21 protein-coding genes and 1 riboswitch are annotated in these 25,166 nt (G+C 50.2%); of the genes, 2 read left to right on the top strand and 19 right to left on the bottom strand.

Features of this window, described 5'->3' with window-relative positions:
* Positions 1-13: 13 nt before the first annotated feature.
* A riboswitch (cobalamin riboswitch) is annotated at positions 14-216 on the bottom strand.
* Positions 217-326: 110 nt separating this feature from the next.
* Positions 327-1,454, bottom strand: coding sequence for a stalk domain-containing protein (locus O9139_RS06750; RefSeq protein ID WP_270878697.1), 1,128 nt, complete (start codon positions 1,452-1,454; stop codon positions 327-329).
* 186 nt (positions 1,455-1,640) lie between these two features.
* Between O9139_RS06750 and O9139_RS06755 the strand changes: the two genes are divergently transcribed.
* Positions 1,641-2,255, top strand: coding sequence for a TetR/AcrR family transcriptional regulator (locus O9139_RS06755; protein ID WP_270878698.1), 615 nt, complete (start codon positions 1,641-1,643; stop codon positions 2,253-2,255).
* Positions 2,256-2,300: 45 nt separating this feature from the next.
* Here the strand turns inward: O9139_RS06755 and ybaK are convergent, their stop codons facing one another.
* The 5 genes from ybaK to O9139_RS06780 all read right to left on the bottom strand — a co-directional run bounded on the left by ybaK (position 2,301) and on the right by O9139_RS06780 (position 5,166).
* Positions 2,301-2,774 carry a Cys-tRNA(Pro) deacylase gene (gene ybaK, locus O9139_RS06760; RefSeq protein ID WP_270878699.1) on the bottom strand — a complete coding sequence of 158 codons (474 nt, stop codon included), beginning with the start codon at positions 2,772-2,774 and terminating at the stop codon, positions 2,301-2,303.
* A 179-nt stretch (positions 2,775-2,953) separates the two neighbouring features.
* The gene (locus O9139_RS06765; RefSeq protein WP_270878700.1) at positions 2,954-3,856 is read right to left on the bottom strand and encodes an aminoglycoside phosphotransferase family protein; all 903 of its coding nucleotides are present in this window, start codon (positions 3,854-3,856) and stop codon (positions 2,954-2,956) included.
* A 213-nt stretch (positions 3,857-4,069) separates the two neighbouring features.
* Entirely contained in the window at positions 4,070-4,252 is a 183-nt protein-coding gene (locus O9139_RS06770; protein ID WP_270878701.1) for a hypothetical protein, read from the bottom strand.
* 26 nt (positions 4,253-4,278) lie between these two features.
* Entirely contained in the window at positions 4,279-4,788 is a 510-nt protein-coding gene (locus O9139_RS06775) for a metallophosphoesterase (protein ID WP_270878702.1), read from the bottom strand.
* 39 nt (positions 4,789-4,827) lie between these two features.
* On the bottom strand, positions 4,828-5,166 hold the full coding sequence (locus O9139_RS06780) for a hypothetical protein (protein ID WP_270878703.1): 339 nt from the start codon (positions 5,164-5,166) through the stop codon (positions 4,828-4,830).
* A 659-nt stretch (positions 5,167-5,825) separates the two neighbouring features.
* On the opposite strand from O9139_RS06780, the gene O9139_RS06785 reads away from it, so the two are divergent.
* Positions 5,826-6,239 (top strand): M48 family metalloprotease, encoded by a 414-nt coding sequence (locus O9139_RS06785; RefSeq protein WP_270878704.1) that lies wholly within the window; start codon positions 5,826-5,828, stop codon positions 6,237-6,239.
* A 215-nt stretch (positions 6,240-6,454) separates the two neighbouring features.
* Here the strand turns inward: O9139_RS06785 and O9139_RS06790 are convergent, their stop codons facing one another.
* The 13 genes from O9139_RS06790 to O9139_RS06850 all read right to left on the bottom strand — a co-directional run bounded on the left by O9139_RS06790 (position 6,455) and on the right by O9139_RS06850 (position 25,162).
* Positions 6,455-7,498 (bottom strand): glycoside hydrolase family 88/105 protein, encoded by a 1,044-nt coding sequence (locus O9139_RS06790; protein ID WP_270878705.1) that lies wholly within the window; start codon positions 7,496-7,498, stop codon positions 6,455-6,457.
* A gap of 26 nt (positions 7,499-7,524) precedes the next feature.
* The gene (locus O9139_RS06795) at positions 7,525-8,376 is read right to left on the bottom strand and encodes a carbohydrate ABC transporter permease (RefSeq protein WP_270878706.1); all 852 of its coding nucleotides are present in this window, start codon (positions 8,374-8,376) and stop codon (positions 7,525-7,527) included.
* Between the two features lie 4 nt (positions 8,377-8,380).
* Complete coding sequence (locus O9139_RS06800; RefSeq protein WP_270878707.1) at positions 8,381-9,280, bottom strand: carbohydrate ABC transporter permease; 900 nt, start codon at positions 9,278-9,280, stop codon at positions 8,381-8,383.
* Between the two features lie 223 nt (positions 9,281-9,503).
* Positions 9,504-10,844 (bottom strand): ABC transporter substrate-binding protein, encoded by a 1,341-nt coding sequence (locus O9139_RS06805; protein WP_270878708.1) that lies wholly within the window; start codon positions 10,842-10,844, stop codon positions 9,504-9,506.
* A gap of 97 nt (positions 10,845-10,941) precedes the next feature.
* On the bottom strand, positions 10,942-12,504 hold the full coding sequence (locus O9139_RS06810; protein ID WP_270878709.1) for a response regulator transcription factor: 1,563 nt from the start codon (positions 12,502-12,504) through the stop codon (positions 10,942-10,944).
* A 3-nt stretch (positions 12,505-12,507) separates the two neighbouring features.
* A complete protein-coding gene (locus tag O9139_RS06815) occupies positions 12,508-14,259 on the bottom strand; it encodes a cache domain-containing sensor histidine kinase (RefSeq protein WP_270878710.1) in 1,752 nt (583 codons plus the stop codon).
* Positions 14,260-14,482: 223 nt separating this feature from the next.
* Entirely contained in the window at positions 14,483-16,276 is a 1,794-nt protein-coding gene (locus O9139_RS06820) for a sensor histidine kinase (RefSeq protein ID WP_270878711.1), read from the bottom strand.
* Positions 16,277-16,287: 11 nt separating this feature from the next.
* Positions 16,288-17,304 (bottom strand): response regulator transcription factor, encoded by a 1,017-nt coding sequence (locus tag O9139_RS06825; RefSeq protein ID WP_270878712.1) that lies wholly within the window; start codon positions 17,302-17,304, stop codon positions 16,288-16,290.
* Between the two features lie 90 nt (positions 17,305-17,394).
* Positions 17,395-19,536: a glycoside hydrolase family 31 protein gene (locus tag O9139_RS06830; RefSeq protein ID WP_270878713.1), complete on the bottom strand. Its 2,142-nt coding sequence runs from the start codon at positions 19,534-19,536 to the stop codon at positions 17,395-17,397.
* On the bottom strand, positions 19,533-20,513 hold the full coding sequence (locus O9139_RS06835) for a Gfo/Idh/MocA family protein (protein ID WP_270878714.1): 981 nt from the start codon (positions 20,511-20,513) through the stop codon (positions 19,533-19,535). The genes O9139_RS06830 and O9139_RS06835 overlap by 4 nt, the downstream gene beginning before the upstream one ends.
* A gap of 362 nt (positions 20,514-20,875) precedes the next feature.
* Positions 20,876-22,477: a type 2 periplasmic-binding domain-containing protein gene (locus O9139_RS06840; RefSeq protein ID WP_270878715.1), complete on the bottom strand. Its 1,602-nt coding sequence runs from the start codon at positions 22,475-22,477 to the stop codon at positions 20,876-20,878.
* 220 nt (positions 22,478-22,697) lie between these two features.
* The gene (locus tag O9139_RS06845) at positions 22,698-24,272 is read right to left on the bottom strand and encodes an extracellular solute-binding protein (protein WP_270878716.1); all 1,575 of its coding nucleotides are present in this window, start codon (positions 24,270-24,272) and stop codon (positions 22,698-22,700) included.
* A gap of 20 nt (positions 24,273-24,292) precedes the next feature.
* A complete protein-coding gene (locus O9139_RS06850) occupies positions 24,293-25,162 on the bottom strand; it encodes a carbohydrate ABC transporter permease (RefSeq protein WP_270878717.1) in 870 nt (289 codons plus the stop codon).
* Positions 25,163-25,166: the final 4 nt, after the last annotated feature.

The following is a 25,166-nucleotide window of genomic DNA, read 5'->3' on the forward strand; positions in this document are numbered from 1 at the left end:
CCAAAAGAATTGAAACATACCATAAATAAAGGCAGGTCTCCTGGCTTATGCGTCATCGCTTCTCCCCGTCTTCCCATCTTGAACAACCAAACAGTGACATATGAGGAGTTACTCAGCAAATACAGTGGTTGGGACCGCGCCGGCTTGTACCGGACTTCCCTATTAAGCAAGCATCTTCTAACAGAAAATGCCTACACCTTTATTTAGACCGTATGAAATTATTAAGCTAATGTTATCTTCTTTATATCGATTTGTCTACCTAAATATATGAAAAGGCTGCCCACGTCATCGGTAATGACTTGTGAGCAGCCCCTTCTAGCTATAGCTTATCTTCTAACCGTAAAGCCGATGAAAGTTTGCGTTTTCGAATCAAATACCGCTGTCAACGGTCCGAGCAACTCATCTTTATCCGTATTGTACGTTACGGTTACCAGTGTGCCGTTCGCCGCTTGGATGTCCGCGAGCAATTTCTTTTGCTCGTCAGTTGAAGCCATTACGGCTACGTCATTCGCAGCGACGATCTGAACCATAGCTTCGTCCTGCTTTGTCGTAATGTGCGCAGCTTGTTCGGACACTTTTGCCCAAGCCAAGTCACGGTACGCCTGCGCCGCTTCCGGCGTCATTTTGCCTGCTGGCGCTTGCGTCTGGGCATCGCTCAGCACAACAAGATAGAAGAGCGGGCTTTGCGGTGGAATGCTCTTCGTTTCAATGGGTCCGTAATAAGCGCGGACTTTCGTACCGGCCTTCAGATCTTCCCACTTGACCGGCTCACCCTGCGCCGTCAAGACGCTTGTTTCTTTGCCTGCGTTCAGCGTCAACGTCGGTACAGCAGCGCCATCCTTCGTTTCACCGAATTGCACTTGCCAGCCATCATCCGTATGTTTAACGGATTGGATCGCGTCTTCTTTCACCAGGCGCTGCGCATCGACAGTAATTTTGTTAGCGTGAGATTGACCAGGGAAGCTCATCGCCATCACCGGACCGTATTCCGCCGTAATTTGTGTGCCTGCCTTCAGCTCACTCGCCGCTACAGTTTGACCCGCTCCGTCAGTAATAACCGTCTTCTCGTCAGCGAAAAGAATCACCCAAGCGTTCGTGCCTTTGCCCAGTAGCTCAATGCGGTACTGGCCGTTGTCAGTCGGCTTTACATCAACGATCACACCGGTTCCGCGTATCGCTTCAACCACATCTTCGTGTGTGCTGAGCTCAATTTCTTTATTGGCATCGTCATAGCTGACATTGTAGCCCAATTTGGCCGCAGCATCGCGAACAGGGATGTAAGCTTTGCCATCAATATAAACAGGTGTCAATGTGGAATCTTGTCCATCCACAAGCACTTTGACATCTTTATGTAAGATACCTGTAACTTTTTCAAAAACATCCTCCGCACCCACGGCCGCTGTCGTACCTAGCAATCCTGCTAATGTTAAAATAACTGTCAATTTCTTTTTCACCTTATTTGTCTCCTTCCGAATCCTCCGAATGTATGTGCCAATTTCTCACTGACAAACTCACAGACGAGCCTTCGCGCGAAAAGGTTGCACCTCCAGCCGAAAATCGACGTTGCCCGCCCGGCTCCCCTTTCTATTTGCTTGAATTTCTTTTATTCTATAAGAAATATAACAATTAGGGGACAAGCGATGAGCACGGAAAAAACAGAAGATAAACGCCACTTGCGGTCCGTGAAAACGCGCCAAAAGCTTTTGGACGCTGCAAAAAATGTGTTTCTGGTGGAAGGTTTTCAGAAAGCAACGATTTCGCAAATGATTAAACAAGCCGAGACTGGGTACGGCACAGCCTATGTGCACTTTCAAGGGAAAGAGGATCTCCTGAGCGTCTTAATGGAAAATGTGATGGAGCAATTTTATGAAATTGCGACTATTTCCTTTTTGCCCGAAAGCAAAGAGGAAGCCGTTCGAACCATTCGGCAGCAATGCTTGGCGTTCTTGAAATTGGCAGAGGCCGAGCGCAGCATGATGCAGGTGTTTGAACAAGCCATCGGCATCTCTTCGGTCATTTCCGATAAATGGAAAGCGATCCGTGAGAAATTTATCCAGCGCATCTCGATGGACATCGCCTATTCCCAGAAGCATGGACTGGCCCGAACGGATTTGAGCCCTGAAATTACCGCCCGCGGCTGGTTTTATATGAACGAAATGTATCTCTGGGAAATTGTCCGCCATGAACATCGACAACCCGTGGAGGAGATTGCGGATACGATTACGGCCCTTTATACAACAGGCCTATATAAATGAAAAAGAGTGCGCCTCGACGAAAAGTCTGAAGCTGCACTCTTTTTTCTAATTGGCAATATCAGCCAGCTGGGCCTCTGAAGCCACAACCAAATCGTCGCCGCGCAAAAAAATTTGCAGACCGCGGCGGCCGCCGCTGATACTGACAAGCTCCATCCCTTGGATGCTGCCATGCAAATAAAAAGGATATTTCTTTTTCATGCCCAAGGGAGAAACGCCGCCTCGGATGTAGCCTGTCAGAGCTTGGATTTCTTTGACTGCCACCATCTCAACTTTCTTATTGCCGCTAACGGCTGCCAAACTTTTCAGGTTCAGCTCCAGATCGCCAGGGATACAAGCGGCTAAGACGCCTGTTTTATCCCCTCTGAGCACGAGCGTTTTGAATAGCTGGCTGGGCATAAGGCCTACTTTATCGGCAACGGACGCCACATCCAGATGCTCTTCATCCCACTCATATTCGTGCAGCGTATAGGATATGCGGAGCGAATCCAGCTTGCGGCAGGCATTCGTTTTGATTGACATGGATGCACCTCTTTCATGTGTTGGCGGTAATGCGGCGCGGGTGAGGCGGCGCGGGCTGCAAAGCGGTGAGCCTGCAAAGCGACTTTTCGCTTTGCAGCTCCTCCTGCGCGGGCAAGGCGAGACCTCAAAGCGGCTTTTTCGCTTTGCAGCTCCTCCTGCGCGGCCTGCCCGCTTCCGCTTTATCGACCGCGCATGAAGTCCGCCATCACTTCATCGATGGCGCGCTTCGAGATTCCGGCCAGAACCGGATTCGTATGTTTGTAATACGCATAGGCGATCAGGCCGAACGACAGCGCCCAGCCGCTGCCCCGCACCCAGGTCGCGTCATCGACCGGCAGCGCGGCGCGGAAGCTAACGCGAGCATCGGCGTCAAGCAGCGTCCAGCCGGCCATGACGTCGCATGCAGGGTCGCCTACGCCCAGTGTGCCGAAGTCGATGACCGCGCTGAGCCGGCCATGTTCGACCAGCACGTTGCCGGGGTGGAGGTCACCGTGCAGCCAGACCGGCGCACCACTCCACACGGGCGCGTACAGGGCCGCTTCCCATGCCGCGCCAACCGCATCGGCATCGAGCTCCTCACGCAGCGCGGCTATAGCTTCGCGCACGGCATTATCCCGCGCCGCCAGTTCCACGCCGCGATTGGAATTGTGCGGCCCCGGCGGCGGTCCGCCAGCCGCGTCGATCCGCTGCAGGGCGCTGATGAAATCAGCGAGCACCGTTGCAGCATGATGCAGATCTGCGACAGGTTCTATGGTCGCATTCTCGCCTTCCAGCCATGGGTAGACGGACCATGGCCATGGAAAAACAGCCGCAGGCGCCCCCATCGCGAGCGGAACAGGGATGGGAACCGGTAAGGCTGGAGCAAGCAGCGGCAGCCATCGCTGCTCCTTCTCCACCTGGCCTAGCGCCCAGTCGACGCGGGGCAGCCGGACGGCCAACTCAGCACCAAGCCGATAGATCGCATTGTCCGTTCCGGCTGAATCGACGTGCTCAAGAGGCAGGTCCATCCATTGCGGAAACTGCTCATCGATTAAACGGCGCACAAGCGCAGCGTCAATATCCACCCTGCTGACAGGTTCCATATCGCTTCTGCCTCCATTCATTTTCTCGGATAGCTACTATTCTACCTAATGTTACGCCAGCCAACCGATAAAAAACAATTATAAACCATCTTTACGTCCACCACCGCATACGTGTGATTTCTGCGTGTCGGACGTGACGCACATGTATCCCGTCAATCATCCCTCCTAACATACATGCATAAAAAAACCGCCGATTCGCTCCGAATCGGCAGTCTATCCTTGCGTGGATTTGTTCATTTTATCAACCAGTTCTCGAAGAAGTCTGTTCCTCTCTCTCATCACCTTCAAATAACTAATAGCCATCCATACGATAAAAACCGGTCCCCCGATAGCCAGCAAGAAGTAATAGACCATGGTTAACCAGGAAAATAGAAAAAATGAATGCGACATGGACACGTTGTCAACTCCTCCGCACTAATTTGTCACTGTTCCTCGCTTGGCACAACCTTATTTGTAATAAACGCAAATTCGATCGGTTTATAGTCCCAGTGCTCGACACTCACATTGAGGTACTGCGCGCTTTCGTATTTCTGTCCATGGATATGACCATGTATATTAACCAGCGGCATATGTTTATTCATATACATCGGTTCGTGTGAGAGAATGAAGAAGTTTTGGTAAATAATTGGGAATTCACTCACTTCATCAAAGCCGGCATCCAGCCACCAGCTTCGCGTCCGGCCACGGTCATGATTGCCCATGATTAAATATTTATATCCATGCAGCTGTTCAACGATTCGCTTCGTCTTCTCCTTGTTCAAAAATGAGAAATCCCCCAAGTGAAACACTTTATCCTGGGGACCGACCACAGCGTTCCATTTCTCAATCATATACGCGTCCATCTCGTCAACATCAGCGAACGGTCTGGATTCAAAGTCGATAATGTGACGATGACCAAAATGATGGTCGGAAATAAAAAATACGTTTGACAAAACAAATCACTCCTGACGAACTCTGATTTCTATACAAATCTAACGGGATGTCCGTTCTACCCGAACGGTTCCGAACATCATCGCTGCTGCTGCAAGTAAATTTAGAATCGGAATCGTGATCAGCATTCCGACACCTCCGAGCCCCGGTTCCCATACAAAAATCAATGGAACGGTTAGCAGGATGCTTACGTACATAAACATCGACTTGTGCGTGATGGAAGCGATGATCGAAAGCAGAAACGCAGGAATTAACAGCACAGGAAGTCCGCCGATGTCTGATGCATGATGCGATTTAATGAAAATAAACAAGACTAACGTCGTTAGTGCGGCAACGTATCCCAGATATGAGCCGGCTCTGCTCATCGTTGATCTACTCATTAATTGTCTCTCCTTTAATCTGTGAAAACTGAGAAGCAATCATAACTGGATGAACGGATGCATACCTCCCTTACTTACAAAATGTCTCGCTATTTCAATAACACAAACAAATACGAATAGAGTTCGAAACTACATCACAATTATACCACAATTTGGTATTTTATGTAACAGGAATTAACAATTTTAGCTGCTATATGATAAGTGCTTCAGGATACATTTTAACGCTTGACATGATACAATATGTATCATATAGTTAAGGAAAATAGCAATAATTATACGAATTCCGTCAATTGGAGGCATGAATTTGTAGAGTTTTGTAATGATGTCTAGGAGGAGGTTAAACAGTGACAATAAACAGGGCTAATTCTGTTCTCATCTTGATGGCGCTTGTGGGGTTCATTATTTGGTTTCAATTTTCTCTTCTGTTGCTTCATGAAATTTTCAACTATCATCTCCTTGTGAGTGCATTTAATTACGGTTCCATTCCATTAATAAGTCACAATTCAAAGTTGTACTCTATTTTATCGATATGCATGAATATTTTCATTATATATAGTATTGTTTTGTTACTTTGGCGCATAGCCGTTAATTGCATGAAAGCTATTCGCTGGAATCAATTCCTTAAGTTCCATAAGCAAAGTATTTGGAGCTATCATTTAATGTCGAAGTATGCGGATTTGCAAACACCTATAATCGTTATTCCAGTTAATGAAACGATTGCTTTTTCAACTGGATTTTTAAGACCAAAAATTATACTTTCCACAGGGATCCTGGATAAATTAAATGAAAGTGATCTTCGCACTGTCATCCTAAATCAGTATAACCATTGTAAAAATTATAGTCCGCTGCGTTCTTATATAGCGTGGTTAATTCAAGAGAGCCTGCCGTTTATCCCCATTCAACGCGGTTTGTTTCATTACTTTCGTATCTGGCTGGAAGTACCTGCTGATCCGAGCACTTCAGAGACACCAGCACATAAAACTCGCATTCCCTACTTATCTATGAGTTCATTAGTCATTTCTATTATCGTTATCGTTGTATTAGGTGTCTCTGTACTAAGCATAGGATCTTAACTAAATGAGAAGCTGCCCAAATTATTCTTGGACAGCTTTTTTTTCGTAACTAACGGACGACTGTTCCATTTCTAAACTTCATATTTGGAAAGCTGCCGCCGGCAATTTCATGTTCAGGAATAGCGGCTTCAATTCTTCGTTGTCAACGCATCCGTGACGGCGCAAAAAAATAGCGCATGAATGAGTATGCTCATTCACACGCTTTTATATCATGATTAGCAGCCGTTGCCGAAAAGATTTTTCCGAGCGTTCAGCACCTCGGATAAAAAGACCAGCGTCAAGCCTTGGCCCCAGCCTTGGATGCGCTTGTCCGGCACGCGTTTGTACCCGTCGGCATCGTCCATGACCGCCGTCCCGGCCGACACGCCCGTGACGGTGCCATCCGCTGTGATGCGGCTGAGGATCCCGTCGATGGACATCTGCGTGTACTTGTTGTACAAGCGTCCACGCGTGAGCAGCGCCGTCGCAATGCCCGCCGAACCGGAAGTCTCCAGCGGTGACGTCGGGTCATTCGTAATCGTGTGCCACAGGCCCGATTCATCCTGCAAGCGAACTAGCGCGCTAAGCTGATCGCGCAGGGAACCGTCGATAATCATGAACGACGGATGTGTGACAGGCACGAGATTGAGCGCACGCGCCATCGTCAGCGCCGCCCACGAGTTGCCACGCGCCCAATAGATGGATGACAAATTGGTTTGCACGATGTTATCCCAACCGTGGTAGTACAGGTTCGTCACTTGATCCTGCAGCAAATTCTCATGTCCGTGATATTGGCGCAGACCGTCTTCAAAATAATCGTTACGGCCGAGCAGCACACCGACGCGCAGCAGGAAATAACCGGCCATGAACATCGTATCGACCCAAGCTTGCTCCGGAAAATTGTAAGTTTCGGAGTTTACGGTATGCTGGAGAATCCCGTCCCCGAAGCGCTCCGCCTCATGGGTCAGGAATTCCGCCATTGCTTTGATCGTCTCAAGGTATTTCTCTTCCTTCGTCACGTCATACAAGGTGAGCAGCGAATGTCCGATCGAGACCGCGTTGACCGAAAGCTTCGGCAGGCCGTCCTCAATATTTTCATCCACCCACGCTTTGAGCTTCTGCAAATACGCCTCATTGCCTGTGGCTGCATACGCTTCGGAAACGCCGTAAAAGGCGACGCCACCCGGCCAATCCCAACTGAAATCCATGCGAAACGTGCGGTCGACGACACGATCGATCACGGATCGGATTTGTTCATCGTCAAAAACTAATTTTGGCATCTCTATGCATTCCTCTCTCATGTCAGTTATCCTTTCAAACCGCTGGTGCTAATTCCTTCTACGATATAACGTTGGAAAATAAAGAATACGATAAAGATCGGTACGAGCGACGTTGTCGCCATCGCGAACATTCCGCCCCAGTTATTCAGCGACTCGCCGTCCTGGAACAGCTTCAGCGCTAAGGATACCGGGTAAAGCTCCGGCTTGTTCAAGTAGAGCAGAGGGTTGATGAAATCCTCCCATCTCCAATAGAACGAGAAAATCGTCGCTGTAATCAACGCAGGCACGATAAGCGGCACAATCACCCGGAAAAAGATGGTGTACTTACTGCAGCCGTCCATTTTCGCTGCCTCATCCAGCTCCATCGGAATCGTCCTTATGAACTGCATGATCAGGAAGATGAAGAACGGGATGGCAAAAAATTGCGGCACGATCACCGGTTTAAACGTCGACAGCCAGCCCATTTTGGCAAACATGACGTATTGCGGGATGATCGTCACATCATGCGGCAGCATCATGGTCATCATCATGCAAGTGAACCACAGGCCTTTACCGGCAAAAGGAATCCGAGCAAACGCATAGGCGACAAGCGCTGAACTGGCGACCGCTCCGATCGTGGAAATCACGACGATGATGAACGAATTTTTGTAAAACGTTGTAAACGAATTGCCGGCAAAACCTCTCCAGCCCGATACATAATTTTCCCATGCAATGTGGCTTGGAATCAAGCTGTATGTCGTTGTAAAAATCTCATCGTTCGGTTTGAGCGAGCTCATCATGAGCCAAATAATCGGATAGATCATAATCAGTGCCAGAACGCTAAGCAGCAGATGGTAGCCGATTCGTTTATTCGTGCGGTTAAATGCATGTGTCCCCATGTAATTACTCCCCTTTCGCCTCGTAATGGACCCAATACTTCGATGTTTGGAAAAGGATGAAGGCAATGGCGCCGATTAGCAGCAGCATGACCCAAGCCATGGCGGAAGCGTAGCCCATTTCGTAGAACTGGAACGCTCTGCGGTACAGATACAACGAATACAGCAGCGTATTATCGAGCGGCCCGCCTTCTCCATTGGAGATAATGTAGGCTGGTGTAAATGTCATGAAAGCGGAAATCATCTGCATGATCAAGTTAAACAGGATGATCGGGCTCAATAGTGGCAAGGTGATGTTGAAAAACTGGCGAACTCTGCCAGCGCCGTCCACACTGGCGGCTTCATAATACGATTGCGGGATGTTCTTCAGACCGGCCAGGAAGATCAGCATCGACGAACCGAACTGCCATACCGACAAGGCGATGAGCGTCCAGAGCGCTGTGCCCGGGCTGCCGATCCAGGAGGTCTCTGTATGAACGCCGATCAACGCGAGGAACGAATTCAGCAGGCCTTTATCGCCGAACACCTGCGTCCACATGATGGAGACAGCCACGCTACCGCCGATCAATGATGGCAAATAGAAGGAGGAGCGGTACAGTCCGATGCCTGTGATCGCTTTGTTCAGCAGCATCGCTACGCCGAGCGCGAAGGCGAGGCGGAATGGGACGCTGACAAACACATACGTGAAAGTAACTTGGAGCGATTTCCAATATTTATCGTCAGCCGTAAACATCTTCTCATAATTGGCGAAGCCGATCACTCTCGGCGTTTCAAACAGGTTGTAATCCGTGAACGAATAATAGAGCGATGAAAAAATCGGAAACAACGTAAAAATGAGAAAGCCAAGTATGAATGGCGAAGCAAACACATACCCGACGAGGTGATCGTTATGCCGCAGCTTGTTCATGGTTGTTCATCCCCTATACACAATAGTTGTTGGAATAGAAACGAGGTTCGATTCCGTTCATATTCTCATTATAGGGTTCTTTCTGTCCGGTCTGAAGGCAAAAAACCGTTGAGTTTGTTTAATTAGCCGAGGTTCCGATGACTGTTTTTCAGGCTTTGCGGGAACGCTGCCATCCATGCAAAAAAGACGCTGCACCCGTAAAGGGGCAACGCCTATTTCAGCCTTATTTCTTATTCTTCGCCAGAATGGCATTTGCATCTTTGCGGAATTTGGCTGCGCCTTCTTCCACAGTCAGCTTTTTGTACAAAATTTGCTCAGCGGTATCTTTCAGCAACTTGTCGACTTCAACGGCGCCGACAGGGTTCGGCGGATCCATTTGCGAGCTATTTTTCTCCGCCCATGCCACATATTCAAACACTTTCTTTTGTTCAGGAGACAGATCCGGCATCAGCGCATCCTTCACTTTGGAGGAAACGGGCACACCGCGTTCGCCTTTAATGATTTTGTTCGCATCGATATCGTTCGTTAAGAAGTCCACGAATTTCGCCGCTTCTTCCTTCACTTTGGAAGACTTTGCGATCGTCCAGAACATACTAGGCTTCAGGAACAGCGCCTTGTTCTGAGCCCAGCCTGGTACCGGCAGCATATCCAGCTGACGCTTCGCAGCTGTGTTCAGCAAAATATATTGGTTGGACCAGCTGTTGGATGAGAACGCATTGCCAAGCACCAGCTCGTCGTCTTCCGGTGTTCCTTTCTTTTGCGCCAGCTTATCCAGCGGCATCAAGTATCCGTTATCGTACCATTTTTTGTACATGTTGTAGTAGTCGGTGAACAGCTTATCGTCCGTGTAGCCGAGCTGCGTACCGTCTGTTGCGTACATCTTTTGCCCTTGGCCTCTCAGATAGAACGGGAAGTAAACGTCATGACGGAAGTCGGAAGCAAGCAGCTTGCCTTTTGCTTTCAGCGCTGCGCCGATCGAATCCAGATCCGCCATCGTCCAATCCTGCTTCGGTGTAATGCCGAGATCTTTTATCATTTGCGGATCAACCGTCATTTGCAGGGCATTGGATCCGGCATTGAGGGCAAGCAGCTTGCCGCCAACTTTACCGCCGGAGAGGCTGTTCTCGCTAATATCTTTCACATTGATCAGACCGTTCTTCGTATATGGCTCCAGATCTTCCAACTGACCTCTTGTACCATATTGGGTCAGGTAGGAAATATCCATTTGGAACACGTCCGGCAAGCCGTTCGCTGCTGCTTGCGGTGCAAGCTTCTTCCAATAATCGTCGAATGCCGCATACTCGGATTCGATTTTGACGTTCGGATTTTTTTGCTGGTAAAGCTCAATAACCTTCAACGTGTAATCGTGACGCGCTTGACCGCCCCACCAAGCAACGCGCAGGGTTACCGGATCTTTCTTGGCGCCAGACGTAGCTGCTGCTGTTGCTGCGGAGCTTGCTGCCGGGCTGGAGCTGCCGCCGGATGCGCTGTTGTTCGTACCGGCATTTCCGCAAGCGGACAAAAGCAAAACTGTGGAAAGTACCGAGACCATCATTTTTTTCATCTGTATTTCCTCCCCATTATGTAATCGCTTTCCGTTTCATACTGCTATTATCCCGCTGAATGGAGGAAAGGTTAATCCAAAATACAGATACGTTTGTTTAAAATGCAGAGGTGTCCGGCGATTTCATGTACTCGGATGGTGTCGAACCCATGTATTTTTTGAAGACTTGGCTAAAATATTGGGGATTATCCCCGAATCCTAGCCGTTCGGCCAATTCGAAAATTTTGATATCCTCTTCCTGTGCGATCATCTCCGTCGCCCGGGTGATTCTCGTTTTCATCACATAGTTGGAAAATTTCTCGCCGGTTTCCTTTTTGAACAACTTGCCGAGGTAATCCGCATTCATATACAGCATCTCATGGGCGACCCAATTCAGCGAAAGCTCCGAATTGCCCAATTGCTCGTCGATGATGGCTATGACCTTGCGCACAATACCGCTGATCTTCACTTTATTCTGTTCGTAAAATCTCTCCGACATCGCATCGACAACCTGCTCGACAAATGTACGGATCGCTTGCAGCGTATTCATTTCCACGATGAGCGGAATTTTATTAAAGTATTCGTGCATCGCTTCTGGCGCGCTGCTCCTCACCAAAGAAACAAACTGCTGGATGACGTACGATTTGGTGGCGTCAATATCGAGCTGAGCCTCTCTAAGGCCAGCAAACAGTTCATCCAGGGCTGCACCCGCCTCTTCACGATGGCCCGACTTTACCGCCATATTGAGGCGCTCCTCGTCGAATACGAACTCTTTGGCCGGCGCTGCCGGAGAAGCAGCCGTATCTTTGCGGGTAATCAAGCTGCCTTCGCCCAAATAAAACCGATAGTTAAGCAGCTGCAGTGATTCCTTGTACAACTCGCGTGCCTTGGTGATGTGCCCCACCTCGCTGAGGGCGATGGTCGAGTCCATTTTATAATACGTTTGGAACGTATCCCGTATCGCATAGATGCGCTCGTGCAGAAGATCCGTTTCACCGACGTCTTCCAGCAGCAGCAAGACATGATCGCCGATTGTAGTGCTAAGCAGCGGATTATCCAGCAGCTCTTGCGCAATATTTTTTATCGCAAATAGATGTTCAAACTCAAAACGGCCTTCCAGCTTGAACAACAGCAGCCGCACCCGATAATCCATATCGAGTCGGAACATGCTGCGATAATTATCCCAGTCCCGTTGGCCGTACGTTTTGTTCGTGACGAACTCCTTCAGAAATTGCTCTTTCACATGCGGCATTACTTTGGCCAACTCTTCCTTCATGCTGCGGACAAAAGACTCTTTGCTCGTCTCCTGCTCGATTTCGGCCACGATCTCCCTGAGCGCCTCGCCGATTTTCCCTTCGTTCGTTGGCTTCAGCAAGTAATGGCGCACGCCGTACTGCATAGCCCGGCTGGCATAGTCGAATTCACCGAAGCCGGATAACAGCACAAATCGGATCTTGGGATATGCGGCATTCACGCGTGCCACCAGCTCCAATCCGTCCATCCCCGGCATTCGGATGTCACTGATGACGATGTCAGGCATAAGCTGCTCGATTCGCTCATACGCCTCAACCCCATTGCGTGCCGTACCGATGAGCTCGGTGCCGAGCTGGGACCAATCCACCATTTGTGAGATACCGTCTAAAATAATGCGTTCATCATCTACCAGCAATACTTTGTACATGTCCTACTCCTCCATTCCTCTTGGCAGTGCAATCATAACTGCCGCTCCCCGATGGGCCGGCGTAACGATCTGAATGCCGAAGGCTTCGCCAAAAGCGATCTTGATCCGCTCATCAATGTTCAAAAGCCCGATCCCTGTGCCTTTGGTCCGCTGCTCCCCGGATCGCAGCTTGTCCAGCATGTCGCTCTTCATACCGGGACCGGTGTCCTCCACGCATAAGAAGAGCCCTTCCTCATTTTCCCAGCCGCGAATCGAAAGCTCACAAGGCTCAATCGTCGGCTCGAGCGCGTAATGGATCGCATTCTCTAGCAGAGGCTGTAATGTCAGCTTTGGAATCCGACGGCCCAGCAGCTCCACCGGCACGTCGAGATGAAAGATGAGCCGTTCTTCGAAGCGGATTTTTTGAATGGTGACATAACTTCTCACAATATCGATCTCTTCGCCAACGGTGATGATCGGTTCCTTCAGATCAACGGAATTGCGCAGCAGGAAGGCAAGCGCTTCCACCATCTCGGAAATTTTCGACTGCCGATTGATTTTCGCCATCCAATTGATCGATTCCAGCGTGTTATATAGAAAATGCGGGTTGATCTGCGACTGCAGCGCTTTGAATTCCGTTTCCTTAATCAGCAGACGATTGGCATAGTTTTCTTGAATGAGCATATTGATGCGTTCGATCATAAACCGGAAGCTGCGTTGGAGCAGCCCGATTTCATTCATCGCCACCTGCCCGCCGGGCGCAAACAAATTGGCTTCCTCGAAATTCCCTTTTTCCGCCAGTTTCATGCGCGCCATCAAATCGTCGATCGGCCGGGTGAGACTGTAGGAGAAACGAATGACCAGCAGCATCACGACGGCTAAAATAACGAAAAAGACGACGACCACGATTTCTTTAATCAATGTGATCTGTTGGAAGATTTGATTAAACGGCGTGATGTTCGAATAAGTCCAGCCTGTATTCCGGGATTGAATTTGCGAAATAAAGTATTCTTCCCCTGCGATATGCTTAATCTCATAGCCTTTGGTATTCGCACTGCTGCTGCTGACAATTTGATCTGGCGCAAATGCCGGCTTCCGCGGAAATATCACGTTCTGGCCGGAATAAATCATCATGTCGCCTTCTTCAGGAGCGAGGTCGCGGACGATTTTGTCAATATTGATGCGGATGACCAGAGTTCCTAAATCGTCCAGATCGAAGTTCGTTCTGTGAAACGAACGGATTTCCCGTGTCACAATGAGCGCCGAATCCTTGCCGTCCGGATAGATCCAGCGATTCTCGCCCGAGGCCTCGGAGGCCGTCTCCAAAACCTTTTTCTTTTTCAGCGGATCCTGCTGAATGACGTTGCCGCCTTCGTGCTCCTTGCCCCACGCGTCGATGATTTGTATCGAGTAGAGATACGGCTCCTCCCCGGAATAGCTGATCAGGCGGTCCAACAAAAATTGGCTGGCAAGCAGCGAGTCATAGTCCGACGTATTGGCTTTGAGCGACGTCAGCCAGTCCTGTACTTGCTCGTCGGCAATGATTTTGTAGGAAAGCTGTTGTAAGCGCTTGAGTTCCGTTTCGATCGCGGTCGAGGACAGGTTCAGCACGTGCGACGACTTGTCGTAAATTTGCCCGTCATAGATGGAGAACGCGTACTGCTGGACCAAGACCGTAAACGCAAGCGAGATGACAATCACCAACGTGATTAAAAGTGAGAGCTTGTTCTTGATTTTCATATGCCGGTATGTCTCGATGACGTTGCGAAACCACATGGCGAATAGTCCTCCAGCTCTAAATATTAAGTAGATTATGCACTCTGTGTCGATTGAGGTCAATTGAAAAAATGTGAGTGGCCGAAGAGGGGCTGCGCAGACGCGAATCCCAAAAACAACGCTAAAGCCGCCCCGCAGCCGCACCCGACTGCTCACACGCACAAAAAAGGCCGCCCAAAGTCATCTGCAATGACTTCGAATCAGCCCTCTAGCGCTCCCCCGGCTACGAAACCGGCATAACCATCTTCATCTTCGTGCCCCGATGCTCCTCGCTTTCGATCCGCAATCCGTACTCATCACCGAATACCATTTGGATACGCCGATGCACGTTGAGGAGGCCGATGCCGCCTTTTTGCCCCGTCTCGTTCAGCTCGCCGTCGGCCAGCCGGTTCATGCTCAGCTTCTTCTGCAGCTCAAGCAGTTTGGCTGGAGCGATGCCGCAGCCGTTATCTTCCACGCTGACCCAGAAACAGCCATCCTCTTCCCCGCCATCCATGCGGATGAAGTGAAAATCTTCCACACCGTCCGGGAAGGCATGCTGGAACACATTTTCAACCAAAGGCTGCAGCGTTAACCGGACCATCGCATGCAGCAAATATTTGGCATCCATAGCGACATCGATTTCAAATGGAAAATCAATGCGATGCTGCAAAATGACCATATAATTCATCACATGCTTAAGCTCATTAGCTACGGTAATTTCTTCCAAACTCGTTTGCACGGAATACCTCAGCATATAAGCCATCGCCTTGACAATATCGGAAATTTCTTCCGAATCCTGGACAGCCGCATAGCAAACGATCGTTTCGAGCGTGTTGTACATAAAATGGGGGTTAATTTGCAGCTGCAGCGATTGGAACTGGGCGCGCTGCCGTTCCATCTGGATTTCCTGATTTTTCAGTTCCACCTGCACGACCCGGTCAACGGCATCCGACAACCGCTTCACCATGACATTATAGCGCATCATCAGTTCCGCGATTTCATCCCGCCTGCGTGGCAGCGGGATCGGCTCCCAATTCCCCTTCTCCGTCTCCCGCATACCGGACTTCAACACCTGGATTGGCTTCGTGATCGCTCTGCCGAAACGGGCGGCAAGTACAGCCGCCAGGACGAGGGTGAACGAGCCGACGATAAGCGTTGTCGTGCGAATATTCATGATCGGCTTGCGCAGCTCGCGCAAAGGCATGGAGACCACCAAGCGCCACCCCGAATAATCCGATGTTCGGGACATATACATCCGGTCGACCCCCTGCTCATCCTGATCAAAAAAAGCCGTGTCCCCCGCCGCCTCTAGCTTGCTGCGGAAGCCGTCAGGTAAGTCCTTGCCGACTTTGTCCGTATCTGGATGGTAGACATACTTTCCGTTTTTGTCAGTGATGAACATATACCCGTACTCGCCCAGATCAATTCCTTTCCAGAGGGCGGACAGATCAGCCGCCTTCATCTGAATGGCCAGCAGACCGTTCAGCTCCGGCGACGTAAGTCCGCGAATGCGGCGAACGAGTGTCAACATTTGGCTGTCAACTCCGGTAAGAATGCTGTAGTTCAAAATACTGAGCTCCCCGCTAGGGCTCGTATTCGCAAGAAAATAACGACGCTGCGCCTCGATATCCTCCGCTGTGAATGACTGCTCATTAACGCCGTTATAATAATAAACCGCGTTGCCTTTATCGCTGATCACATAGATCGAGGCAATTTGCGGCGATTGAATAAATAAAGGATCGACGCCGATCTCCCGGATCAGCTTTTTGTACATATAATAATCGTACTCCTCGCGCGTGCTCGGCAAATCGACGAATTCCTTCACCTGCCGGTTGCTGAGCAGCGAGATGATCGCCCGCTCATAATCTTTCAGGTACAGGTCCGTATGATGCACGGCATTGCCTGTAATTTGAGCTAGCTGCTTCTCGGCCATGGCATCGAGCTCCCGCGAAGCTGATGTATAGGAGAAGAAGCCTAATGAAGATAGCGAAATCACGATGATAATAAGAAAATATAAAAGCATCCTATGCGACAAGCTACGAATCCTCATTTGATGCCTAACCCCGTTCGAAAGTCAGACGGCGTCACGCCGACGATTTTTTTGAACGTTTTCGTAAAATGTGGGTAGTCGTCATAGCCGACCTCCGCTGCCACATCCACAATCCGGATATGCGGCACGGCGAGCAGCTCCTTCGCTTTGTCCATCCGTTTATTGATGCGATATTGCACGAACGTTTCATTCGTCATCTTTTTAAAAAGAGAGCTGAAATACGTCGGCGTAAGTCCAACCATGGACGCCACTTGGTCCAGAGAGATTTCCTGCGACAGCTTCGTGTCGATGTAAGCTTTGGCTTCTTCCATCGGATCGCGGAAATTTCCGCTACGCATCGATGTTAGCGCTTCCGCAACAGCGCGCAGCGACTGCTCGAAACCGTCCAGCGCTTCCTTGACGCTCACGGCCTGCACGTAGGCAGAAGTTTGCACAGGAGAAAAATTGCGGTTCTGCAGCCGCTTGGCTAACAGGGTCATGCTGTCCTGCTGAAGCTCTTTCAATTGCGCCAAAGTTAAATTCGCCGTGAGACAATCCTCTCTCCAACGTGCATACAGCGAATCGAGCTCCACCAAATTCAGCGCCCAAATATGCTGCTCCATCAAGTCGATCCATTCCACGAACCGAGAAGGCGGGATATAGCCTCGTACATGTTTGACGAGCTGATCCAGTACCTCATGCACGTCAGGTTTGGTCACCGGCTTAAGCATATAATGTTTGACGCCGAAAGCCATACATTTTTGCGCATATTCAAAATCGTTGTAGCCGGATATCACTACCTTCATGATGTGCGGATACTGTTCATGCAAAATTCGGCATAATTCCAGACCATCCATCTTGGGCATGCGAATGTCCGTCATCACGACATCTGGCTCCGACACCCGAATCCGCTCCAGTGCGGCTAAACCGTTCTCTGCTGTCTGGATTTTGGTTAGAGACGGTGTGTACTGCTCGGCCATCTTCACAAGCCCTCTACGAATGACAGGTTCGTCATCAACGACTAATAGCTGCATATCTGTACGCTCCCTCTGCGAAAAATGGCAATATGTATACTTTCATCATACTTGGCAACCCGCTAAAGCACAATCGGGATCTGCTTATCGTCAGATATGTACCTGCGCGAAACGCCAGCGAATGTCATCATACATATAAAGCTCGGTTTGCCGTGCAGCCGCCGAGATCTCCCCGCACCACGCGCCTTCAGCCTGCTGCGTCACGGCAAGATTGCACCAAATCGCTTCACCTTTTTCATAGTCAAACGTCTCGCCATCATCATCATAAAGCCGGCCTGTGCCAGGAACTGGTCCAAAATGTACCAACTCCAGCTGCACGCGTTCGCCACACTTAGGCATATGCGAACGTTCCGCCATGAGCGGAATGATCTCCCCTTCTCTTACAAACAGTGGAATCCGCTCCAGGCCGGGCTTCACACGTATCACTTGACCGCCCGTATAGCGCTCCCCTGTTTCAAAACCGTACCAAATACCGCTTGGCAGCAGGACTTCCCGCTCGCTCTCGCCGGCGACCATCGGCGCTGCAAGCAAAGAATCTCCGATCATATATTGATCGTCCCATTCTCGGATCGTACGCTTGCCATAGGCGGCGTCTGATGTATTGAGAATTTCGCCGACAGTCTGCGCCTGCTGGCTATGCGCTTCTGCTTGGGTGATTTCAGCAGCCGTCATGACCAGCGGCATCGCCCGAAACGGCGGCGTTCCTTCTTCCCGGTATAAAGCAAAAGCTGTATAGAAATAAGGCAGCAGCCTCATCCTCAGCTTGATGTAATGCCGGACGATCGGTTCGACTTCCGGATAGGACCAGGGCTTCGTGCCATCCCCCCAAGCGTTCAGCATCGCCATCGGAGAGAAACACACGGATTGCATTCTGCGCACCCAATCCTCTGCGTTTTGCGCTTTTCTTACCTCCGGGGTCCACAGCAGCCCACAGAACGACGCATTGGAAATAGCACGTATAAACTGCTTATGATCATACAGATCAGAATACAGCACATAGGGCATGGAAGATGCAGCTGCATTCGAAGCACGCACAAGTCCATACGTTCGGAGGCCGGTATTCCGGTAGAGATCTGCTGTCATTTTTTGAAACATTAGGCCGTACAACTGTCGCATCTGCTCTCCGTCCATACCTGATGGGAAGGTCGCGTGCGCCGGAAACATCCATGAATGGTTCGTGAGCTCGCTGCCATCACATTCATCCAGCTTATAACCTGCGATGCCGATATCCACATGCTCTTGCTGATGCTGCTGCATGTAAAGCGCGCGCGCATCAGGCAGCGAGTAGTCCGGCGCGATGCCGCCCCAAACCGTATGGCTGCCGGACAGCGCCTTCAGCTGCAGATAAATACGGCTGTCCGGCGATATATACGGATGCTCCCATAGATTGACCCGGAAGCCTTCCTCCTGCATCGCGCTCACGAACTGCGCCGGATCAGGGAACCGTTCTTCCGACCATTCGTTCGTGACCGGGTAGCTTTTGCTGTGCCAGCCCGGTTCAAGTCCAATGCAATCGCACGGGAAATCGCGATGGCGAAAGGCCAGCGCTTCGTCCAGCGCCTCCGTTGCGTGGAACATTTTCGGCACGCGATGCCAGAAGCCGAGCCCCCATTTGGGCGGCAGTATGCCGCCTCCGCAAAACAAATTATACCTCCGCACGACGTCTGCTGGCGCCGGACCAGCAAACACATACACATCGGCTCCTTCCGCAGGGAGCACGATTTCGATTCTCGATGCGGTAAGCGTTGCCTGCCACGCCTTATCTGTGTTGCGGTCACGCACAGCTATTGCAGCGGTATCCTCCTGCCTGAGTGTGGAACCTGCGTGGATCGTGATGATCCGGGATGAATCAACCAGCAAACCATAACCGCTATCGCTGATGTAAAAAGGGACCGGAGCATGCGTCTCCCCGGTATCCTGCTTGGGATCGCTGTTCACGCGCAAATACCGGGTTCTGCCTCGCTGGTTCATACGCATGAACTGAAGTCCCATACCGTACAGCTTTTCAGCCTGCTGTAGGGGCACGGATACAATGCGGCGGCCAGCCGACTCGTGAATCACAATCGACGCCAGCTCTAGAGGCAGCGCCGCATGCGGCAGCTTCTCCATCGCTTCGACTTGCGGCGAAGCGCCGATACACTTGAGCGGGGTAAGCCCTTGCTGCTGCTCCTCAGCCACATCGCCTATTGACGCTTTCCATACGCCTGGCGCCGTTTCTTTCCATAGCATCATGCACGCTCACGCTCCTCAGGCATAATGATCGATACTGTGCTTCCCGACGCGCTCGCGAGCTTCGTATAATGCACGAGCGCCTGCGTCCGCAAGTAATCGCGCCCGCTCGTTTCGGACTCCCGCTTCTCCTGCAGCGAAGCGAGAAATTCTGCCAGCGTGTCCGATGTGTCGATTCCGCTGAAATCGTCTATATGCCGGGTAACGCCGTCTTCGCCGGAGGTCACATAAATCTCTTTGTCGATCAGCTCTATCGCCCCCCGATCGCCTTCAATCCGCCAATTGCCGCTCCACGCTGTTTCACGGCCTCTGGCTGCAATCGAAGAGGCGTAATTGACGGCAATACCGCCGTCCATGTCGATCAGAGCATAGGCGTTTAGCACAGCGCCTTCCTCCTGCCAACCGCCAAGCGGATTGTAGAGCCTTGCTTGCACACTTTTTCCTTCACAGCCTGTAAAATACCGCAACAAATCCATATGATGCACGCCAATATCATCTAAAATGCTAACCGTGTACCGCCGTTCCACTTGGTGAAATCGGTAAAACGTAACATCAATCGTTGAAATGGCACCGATGATCCCGCTGTCCAGCAGCTGCTTCATTTTGCGGATATAGGGGTGCCTGCGGTAATTCTCGGCGATCATGAACGGGATCTCCTCCCGGATCGCACGCGCCACCACCTCCAGGGATTCGTTATAGTCAAATGAAATCGGCTTTTCACACAACACCGGAAGCTTGTGGTCAAAAGCAGCGTGATTCACACGCGTATGCGCCATCGGCGTCGTCACGTTGACGATAAAATCAGCTTTAACCTCCGCAAGCGCATCGTCCAAAGACGTATAAAAAGGATACGGATCATCCTCCATCTTCGCTTTCATTGCAGCATTCGTCTCCACAACCGCCGCCAACAAGTCCTGCTGCCGAAGACGCTTATACCAGCTAAAGCCTGCCGAGCCTAATCCGACTAGAATTGCTTTCATTTTTATTCTCCTCCGTATACTTGTCATCTATTGCACAGTGCCCAGCCATTTCCACAGTTCCAACTCATTCTCATTTCAGCTAAGCAAAAACTTTGACGTCCACTCAACCTACCACTTTGCACTGTTTGTGATCTATTATCGAGCATTTGATAACCAAAATGCATTTGCCTCGTTTGTGTTGATAATGTGTTTTTTTATGATTGGGTTGATGGAATGGAAAATATGAAGTATGAGTGCCAAGCAGTTAATGTCGAAATGGAAAAAGCAATAATGGAATTGTGATTCCGTTATTGCTTTTTGTCATGTGCTACGCGCACTTCGGCGCCAATAGCGGTAGACCACTTCCGCTATTCGCCGCTAAGCTACTTCTTATCAATCATAATCGCGCCTTGCTTTTGATTCCAGCGATCCGTCGCCTCTTTGATGATCTCGTTGCCGCCCTTAGCCTTGTACTCTTCGATCACTTTCGGCCAGTCGGAGATCGGCTCCTTGCCATAGATCATTTTGATCATATGATCAACGATCAATTTCGGGCCGACATCCGGCTGTGGCGCTGCCAAATCCGGGTATTTGCTGAACGTGCTCAAATCCGGATAGAAGCCGATGCCCGACAATCCTTCGTTAGCCAGAACGTCGTCGAACGCCTTCAAGGTCGCTTTCCCGTCATCGTTCAACTCCAAACGCGGCTTGTTATACGTCGAGTCATGCACTGCCCACAGCGTCCCGCTTCGGAAGCCCTCTTCTTCAATATCCTCTTTGGTAACCGGGAATTTGTAGTTGATTTTGCCTGCAGCATCCTTCGTATAGTTGTCGCCTTCGATTCCGAAGGTGAAGAACGTCTCCGCTTCCGGCGTCAACATCCAGTCAAAAAACTTCACAATGCCCGCAGCCGTATCTGGCTTGACACTATTATTGATAAAGAATGTTCGGATAACCGGCGAATAGTAGAAGTACCCACCTTTGCCCTCCGGTCCTTTCGGCGACGCGATAATATCGATCTTCGCGCCCGGAACCGCCTGTGCCGCCTTTGTGCGGAAGCCTGGCAGACCGGAAGCGTTCTGCGACCAGATGCCCGGTTTCGCAGCATCGATACTTTTCGTATAGTCCGTCGAAGAAATCGTGGCGAATTCTTTGGAGATAAGACCCTCGTCGTACATCGTTTTATACGTCGTCAGTGCTTTTTCCATATTTTCGACATCAAAAAACTTAGGCACTACCTGACCATTCACCAGCTCAAACTGGTCTTTATACGGAAGCACATCGTAAGCGCCCAAAATCACATCAGCATACTTGAAATTCTCACGCATTTGATACGGCGTCTCAACGCCTATCTTCTTAAACGCACGCAGCACGTTGAGGAAGTCATCCACGGTTTTGGGAACCGGCAAACCGGTCTTTTCCAGCAGGTCCGTTCGGATGAAAGTCGCCCGGCGCGACGGGTTGCTCAAAAATTCGGGAATGCCGTAGATTTTACCGTTGTAAGAGACGGTATCCCATGCGGATTTCGGGATGCTTTTCAGCAAATTCGGCCCATACTGCTTCAGCAGATCGTCCAGCGGCATAAACACACCATTCTCAACCGACCCGGACATCGATTTGCTGCCTGGACCGCCGATGCTGCCGACCACATCCGGAATGGAATTACTGGCGAACATCACCCCGTATTTGGAATCTTCCATGACGGAAATATTCATATCCGTATTTGTCAGCTGCTCTAGTTTCAGCACCCACTTGTCCTTATTTAAATCCGGAACCCGGGTATGATATCCTGTGCTTACCGTCGTTGGATAAACGATCGAGAACTTCGCCGGTTCCTTTTTCGCCGCATCCGTTTGCGCTGCAGCTTTCGGTGTGTCTGTCGATCCTGCGCTCTTGCTGCCGCCACTAGCGCTGCTGCACCCAACCACAGACGTTGCCGTCAAGGCGACGACCAGACTGAAGCTCGTCAATTTGAATTTTTTCATGAGCACCCCTGCCTTCTGATATCAAAATATGTGGGACCATCAAACTTTGTAAGCGTTTAACCTTTGTTCTACTCTTATCATAAGGAACATTCCGCACATTCTGTATGTCTTCATTTATGGTGCTATGTGATTTTATATGGTAGATTCAGATAAAAACAGCAAATACAGTAAAAAAGACCCGTGCCCCGAAGATCATCTTCGAACAAGGGTCTCCTCATACCTATGATTTTTTACCTAAAAACAATACGCCATCTTTACGGTTATACCGATCCGTCGCCTCTTTAATAATATCGTTGCCGCCCTTCATCTTATACTCCTCGATCACCTTCGGCCAGTCGGAAATCGGCTCTTTACCGTAAATCATTTTGATCATGTGATCCATGATGATTTTGGGTGCGGCATCCGAAGCCGGCGAGGCGGCGTCCGGATATTTGGAGAATGCGGCCAGATCCGGCGCAAAACCGATGCCAGGCAGGCCTTCGTTCGCCAAAATCGTGTCAAAGGCGTTTAAAATATACGGACCATTAGGGTCGGTCTGCAACTTCAGGCGATTTACCGTGCTTTCATGTGAAGCATACAGTGTACCCCGGAAATCCTGCTCCTCTTGTTCCTCTTTGTTCGTCGGCTCCTTGTACTTGATCTGCCCATTCTCCACCGTATAATGAACGCCTTCAATGCCGTAGGTGAAAAATTTCAACGCTTCATCGCTGGTCATCCAGTCAAAATATTTGACAATCGCGATCGCTGTTTCCGGCTTCACCTTAGCATTAATGTAATGCGCGCTCGTCACCGGCAAATACATCAGGTAACCGCTCTGTCCGTCCGGTCCTTTCGGCGAAGCGATCACGTCGACTTTGGCCCCTGGCACCGCATTCGGAAGGTTCGTGCGAAAATCGTTCAGGCTGATCAGGTTGGACGACCAGATGCCGGCGTCGCCGGAGCGGATGTTTTTCAGCCAGTCGCTCGAGGACACCGTAGCAAAATCCTTGGCCATCAGCCCTTCATCGTACATCGTTTTCAGGACGGTCAGCGCTTTGGTCATGTTCGCCACATCAAAAAATTTGGGCACTACTTGCCCATTCACCAACTCGAACTGCTCTTTGTATGGCAGCACGTCATAGGCGCCAAGCACCGTATCGGCATACTTCAGATTTTCCCGGCTAGCGTAAGGCTGCTTGACGCCCATCGCTTTGAACTTGCGCAGCACATTCAGAAATTCGTCGATTGTCTTCGGCGGCTGCAGCCCCGCCTTCTCAAGCAGATCGCTCCGAATGAACGTCGCACGGCGCGACGGGTTATTCAACCAATTCGGTATACCGTAAATTTTACCGTTATAGGAGACAGCGGCCCATGCTTCCTTCGGCACCTGCTTCATCAAATTCGGCGCATACTGCTTCAGCAGATCGTCCAGGGGCATGAACAGCCCCGCCTCTACGGAACCGGACATCGCTTTGCTCGTCGCCGTACCGAGGCTCCCGACAACGTCAGGCAAATCGTTGCTGGCGAACATGACACTCATTTTGGACTCTTCAATAACCCGAATATCAAGATCGGTGTTCGTCAGCTCTTCTAATTTCAACGTCGTTCTATCCTTATTGACATCAACGCGCGTGTGATACCCAGTCGTTGACGTTGTCGGAAATGAGATCGAGAACTTTGTAGGCGCTTTCTTTGAAGAAGGCGATACGGCCTCATCCTGCGGAGTGGTTGGCGCCTGCTTATCTGCACCCGAACATCCGGCGAGCATTCCGAAGGCAAGCACGATTGGTAGCGTGAAGCCAAGCGTTTTTTTCAAAGAAAACCCTTCTTTCCTTACTAGGATTTAATAGATCCGACCATCATACCTTGAATAAAATGTTTCTGCAAGAACGGATACACGAGCATGATCGGCAGCGTCGCCACGACGATGACAGCCATTTTGATCCCTTCCGGTGAAAGAAACATCATCAGCTCCGATGATACGTCGGATTGCCCGAACTGATCGGTAAACACAATCTCCCGCAGCCGCACCTGGAGCGGAATCCATTCCCGGTGATTGATGTAGAAGACGGCTTCTGAATACCGGTTCCAATGCGCAACCGCGTAAATAATGCCCATCGTCGCCATCGCCGGTTTCGTAAGCGGAAGCACGATGCTCCACATGAGGCGGAACTCACCGCAGCCGTCGATTTTCCCCGAATCCATCAGTTCGACTGGCAAATTCAAAAAGAAGGAGCGCATCACGAACAAGTTGAACGCACTGATCGCCATCGGCAGCATTAGCGCCCAAAGGGTGTCGAGTAAGCCAAGCTGTTTGATCAGCAAATAGTTAGGGATCAATGGTGCGCTGAAGATTAGCGTGAACATGATGAAGATCAGAATTGTTTTGCGGAATAGATATTCCGGTCTAGATAAAGCATAAGCCAAAGTGGACGTCATGAACAGATTAATTAGCGTACCGAATACGGTGATAATCACACTATTGCGGAATCCGATCCAGATCGTTGGATCCATTAGAATGATTTTATAGCTGCCCACTGTAAATCCCACCGGCCAGAATGAAACGTTCCCCGTATTGATGGCGACGTTATTGCTGAACGATTGCGCGATAATATGGATGAGCGGAAGTATCATGCTGAGCCCTATGAGGCCCAGAACGATCACATTGAGCAGATTGAATATTTTATGACCTCTTGACATAATCATTTGT

The organism is Paenibacillus aestuarii (assembly GCF_027789125.1).
GTDB lineage: Bacteria > Bacillota > Bacilli > Paenibacillales > NBRC-103111 > Paenibacillus_E > Paenibacillus_E aestuarii.

What these genes read in the sequence shown, in the direction of transcription:
- O9139_RS06825 (WP_270878712.1), bottom strand. Translation starts at nt 17,304, where the DNA reads ATGCAGCTATTAGTCGTTGATGACGAACCTGTCATTCGTAGAGGGCTT.
- O9139_RS06755 (WP_270878698.1), top strand. Translation starts at nt 1,641, where the DNA reads ATGAGCACGGAAAAAACAGAAGATAAACGCCACTTGCGGTCCGTGAAA.
- O9139_RS06795 (WP_270878706.1), bottom strand. Translation starts at nt 8,376, where the DNA reads ATGGGGACACATGCATTTAACCGCACGAATAAACGAATCGGCTACCAT.
- O9139_RS06815 (WP_270878710.1), bottom strand. Translation starts at nt 14,259, where the DNA reads ATGTGGTTTCGCAACGTCATCGAGACATACCGGCATATGAAAATCAAG.
- O9139_RS06835 (WP_270878714.1), bottom strand. Translation starts at nt 20,513, where the DNA reads ATGAAAGCAATTCTAGTCGGATTAGGCTCGGCAGGCTTTAGCTGGTAT.
- O9139_RS06800 (WP_270878707.1), bottom strand. Translation starts at nt 9,280, where the DNA reads ATGAACAAGCTGCGGCATAACGATCACCTCGTCGGGTATGTGTTTGCT.
- O9139_RS06840 (WP_270878715.1), bottom strand. Translation starts at nt 22,477, where the DNA reads ATGAAAAAATTCAAATTGACGAGCTTCAGTCTGGTCGTCGCCTTGACG.
- ybaK (WP_270878699.1), bottom strand. Translation starts at nt 2,774, where the DNA reads ATGTCAATCAAAACGAATGCCTGCCGCAAGCTGGATTCGCTCCGCATA.
- O9139_RS06805 (WP_270878708.1), bottom strand. Translation starts at nt 10,844, where the DNA reads ATGAAAAAAATGATGGTCTCGGTACTTTCCACAGTTTTGCTTTTGTCC.
- O9139_RS06850 (WP_270878717.1), bottom strand. Translation starts at nt 25,162, where the DNA reads ATGATTATGTCAAGAGGTCATAAAATATTCAATCTGCTCAATGTGATC.
- O9139_RS06790 (WP_270878705.1), bottom strand. Translation starts at nt 7,498, where the DNA reads ATGCCAAAATTAGTTTTTGACGATGAACAAATCCGATCCGTGATCGAT.
- O9139_RS06780 (WP_270878703.1), bottom strand. Translation starts at nt 5,166, where the DNA reads ATGAGTAGATCAACGATGAGCAGAGCCGGCTCATATCTGGGATACGTT.
- O9139_RS06785 (WP_270878704.1), top strand. Translation starts at nt 5,826, where the DNA reads ATGTCGAAGTATGCGGATTTGCAAACACCTATAATCGTTATTCCAGTT.
- O9139_RS06810 (WP_270878709.1), bottom strand. Translation starts at nt 12,504, where the DNA reads ATGTACAAAGTATTGCTGGTAGATGATGAACGCATTATTTTAGACGGT.
- O9139_RS06765 (WP_270878700.1), bottom strand. Translation starts at nt 3,856, where the DNA reads ATGGAACCTGTCAGCAGGGTGGATATTGACGCTGCGCTTGTGCGCCGT.
- O9139_RS06830 (WP_270878713.1), bottom strand. Translation starts at nt 19,536, where the DNA reads ATGATGCTATGGAAAGAAACGGCGCCAGGCGTATGGAAAGCGTCAATA.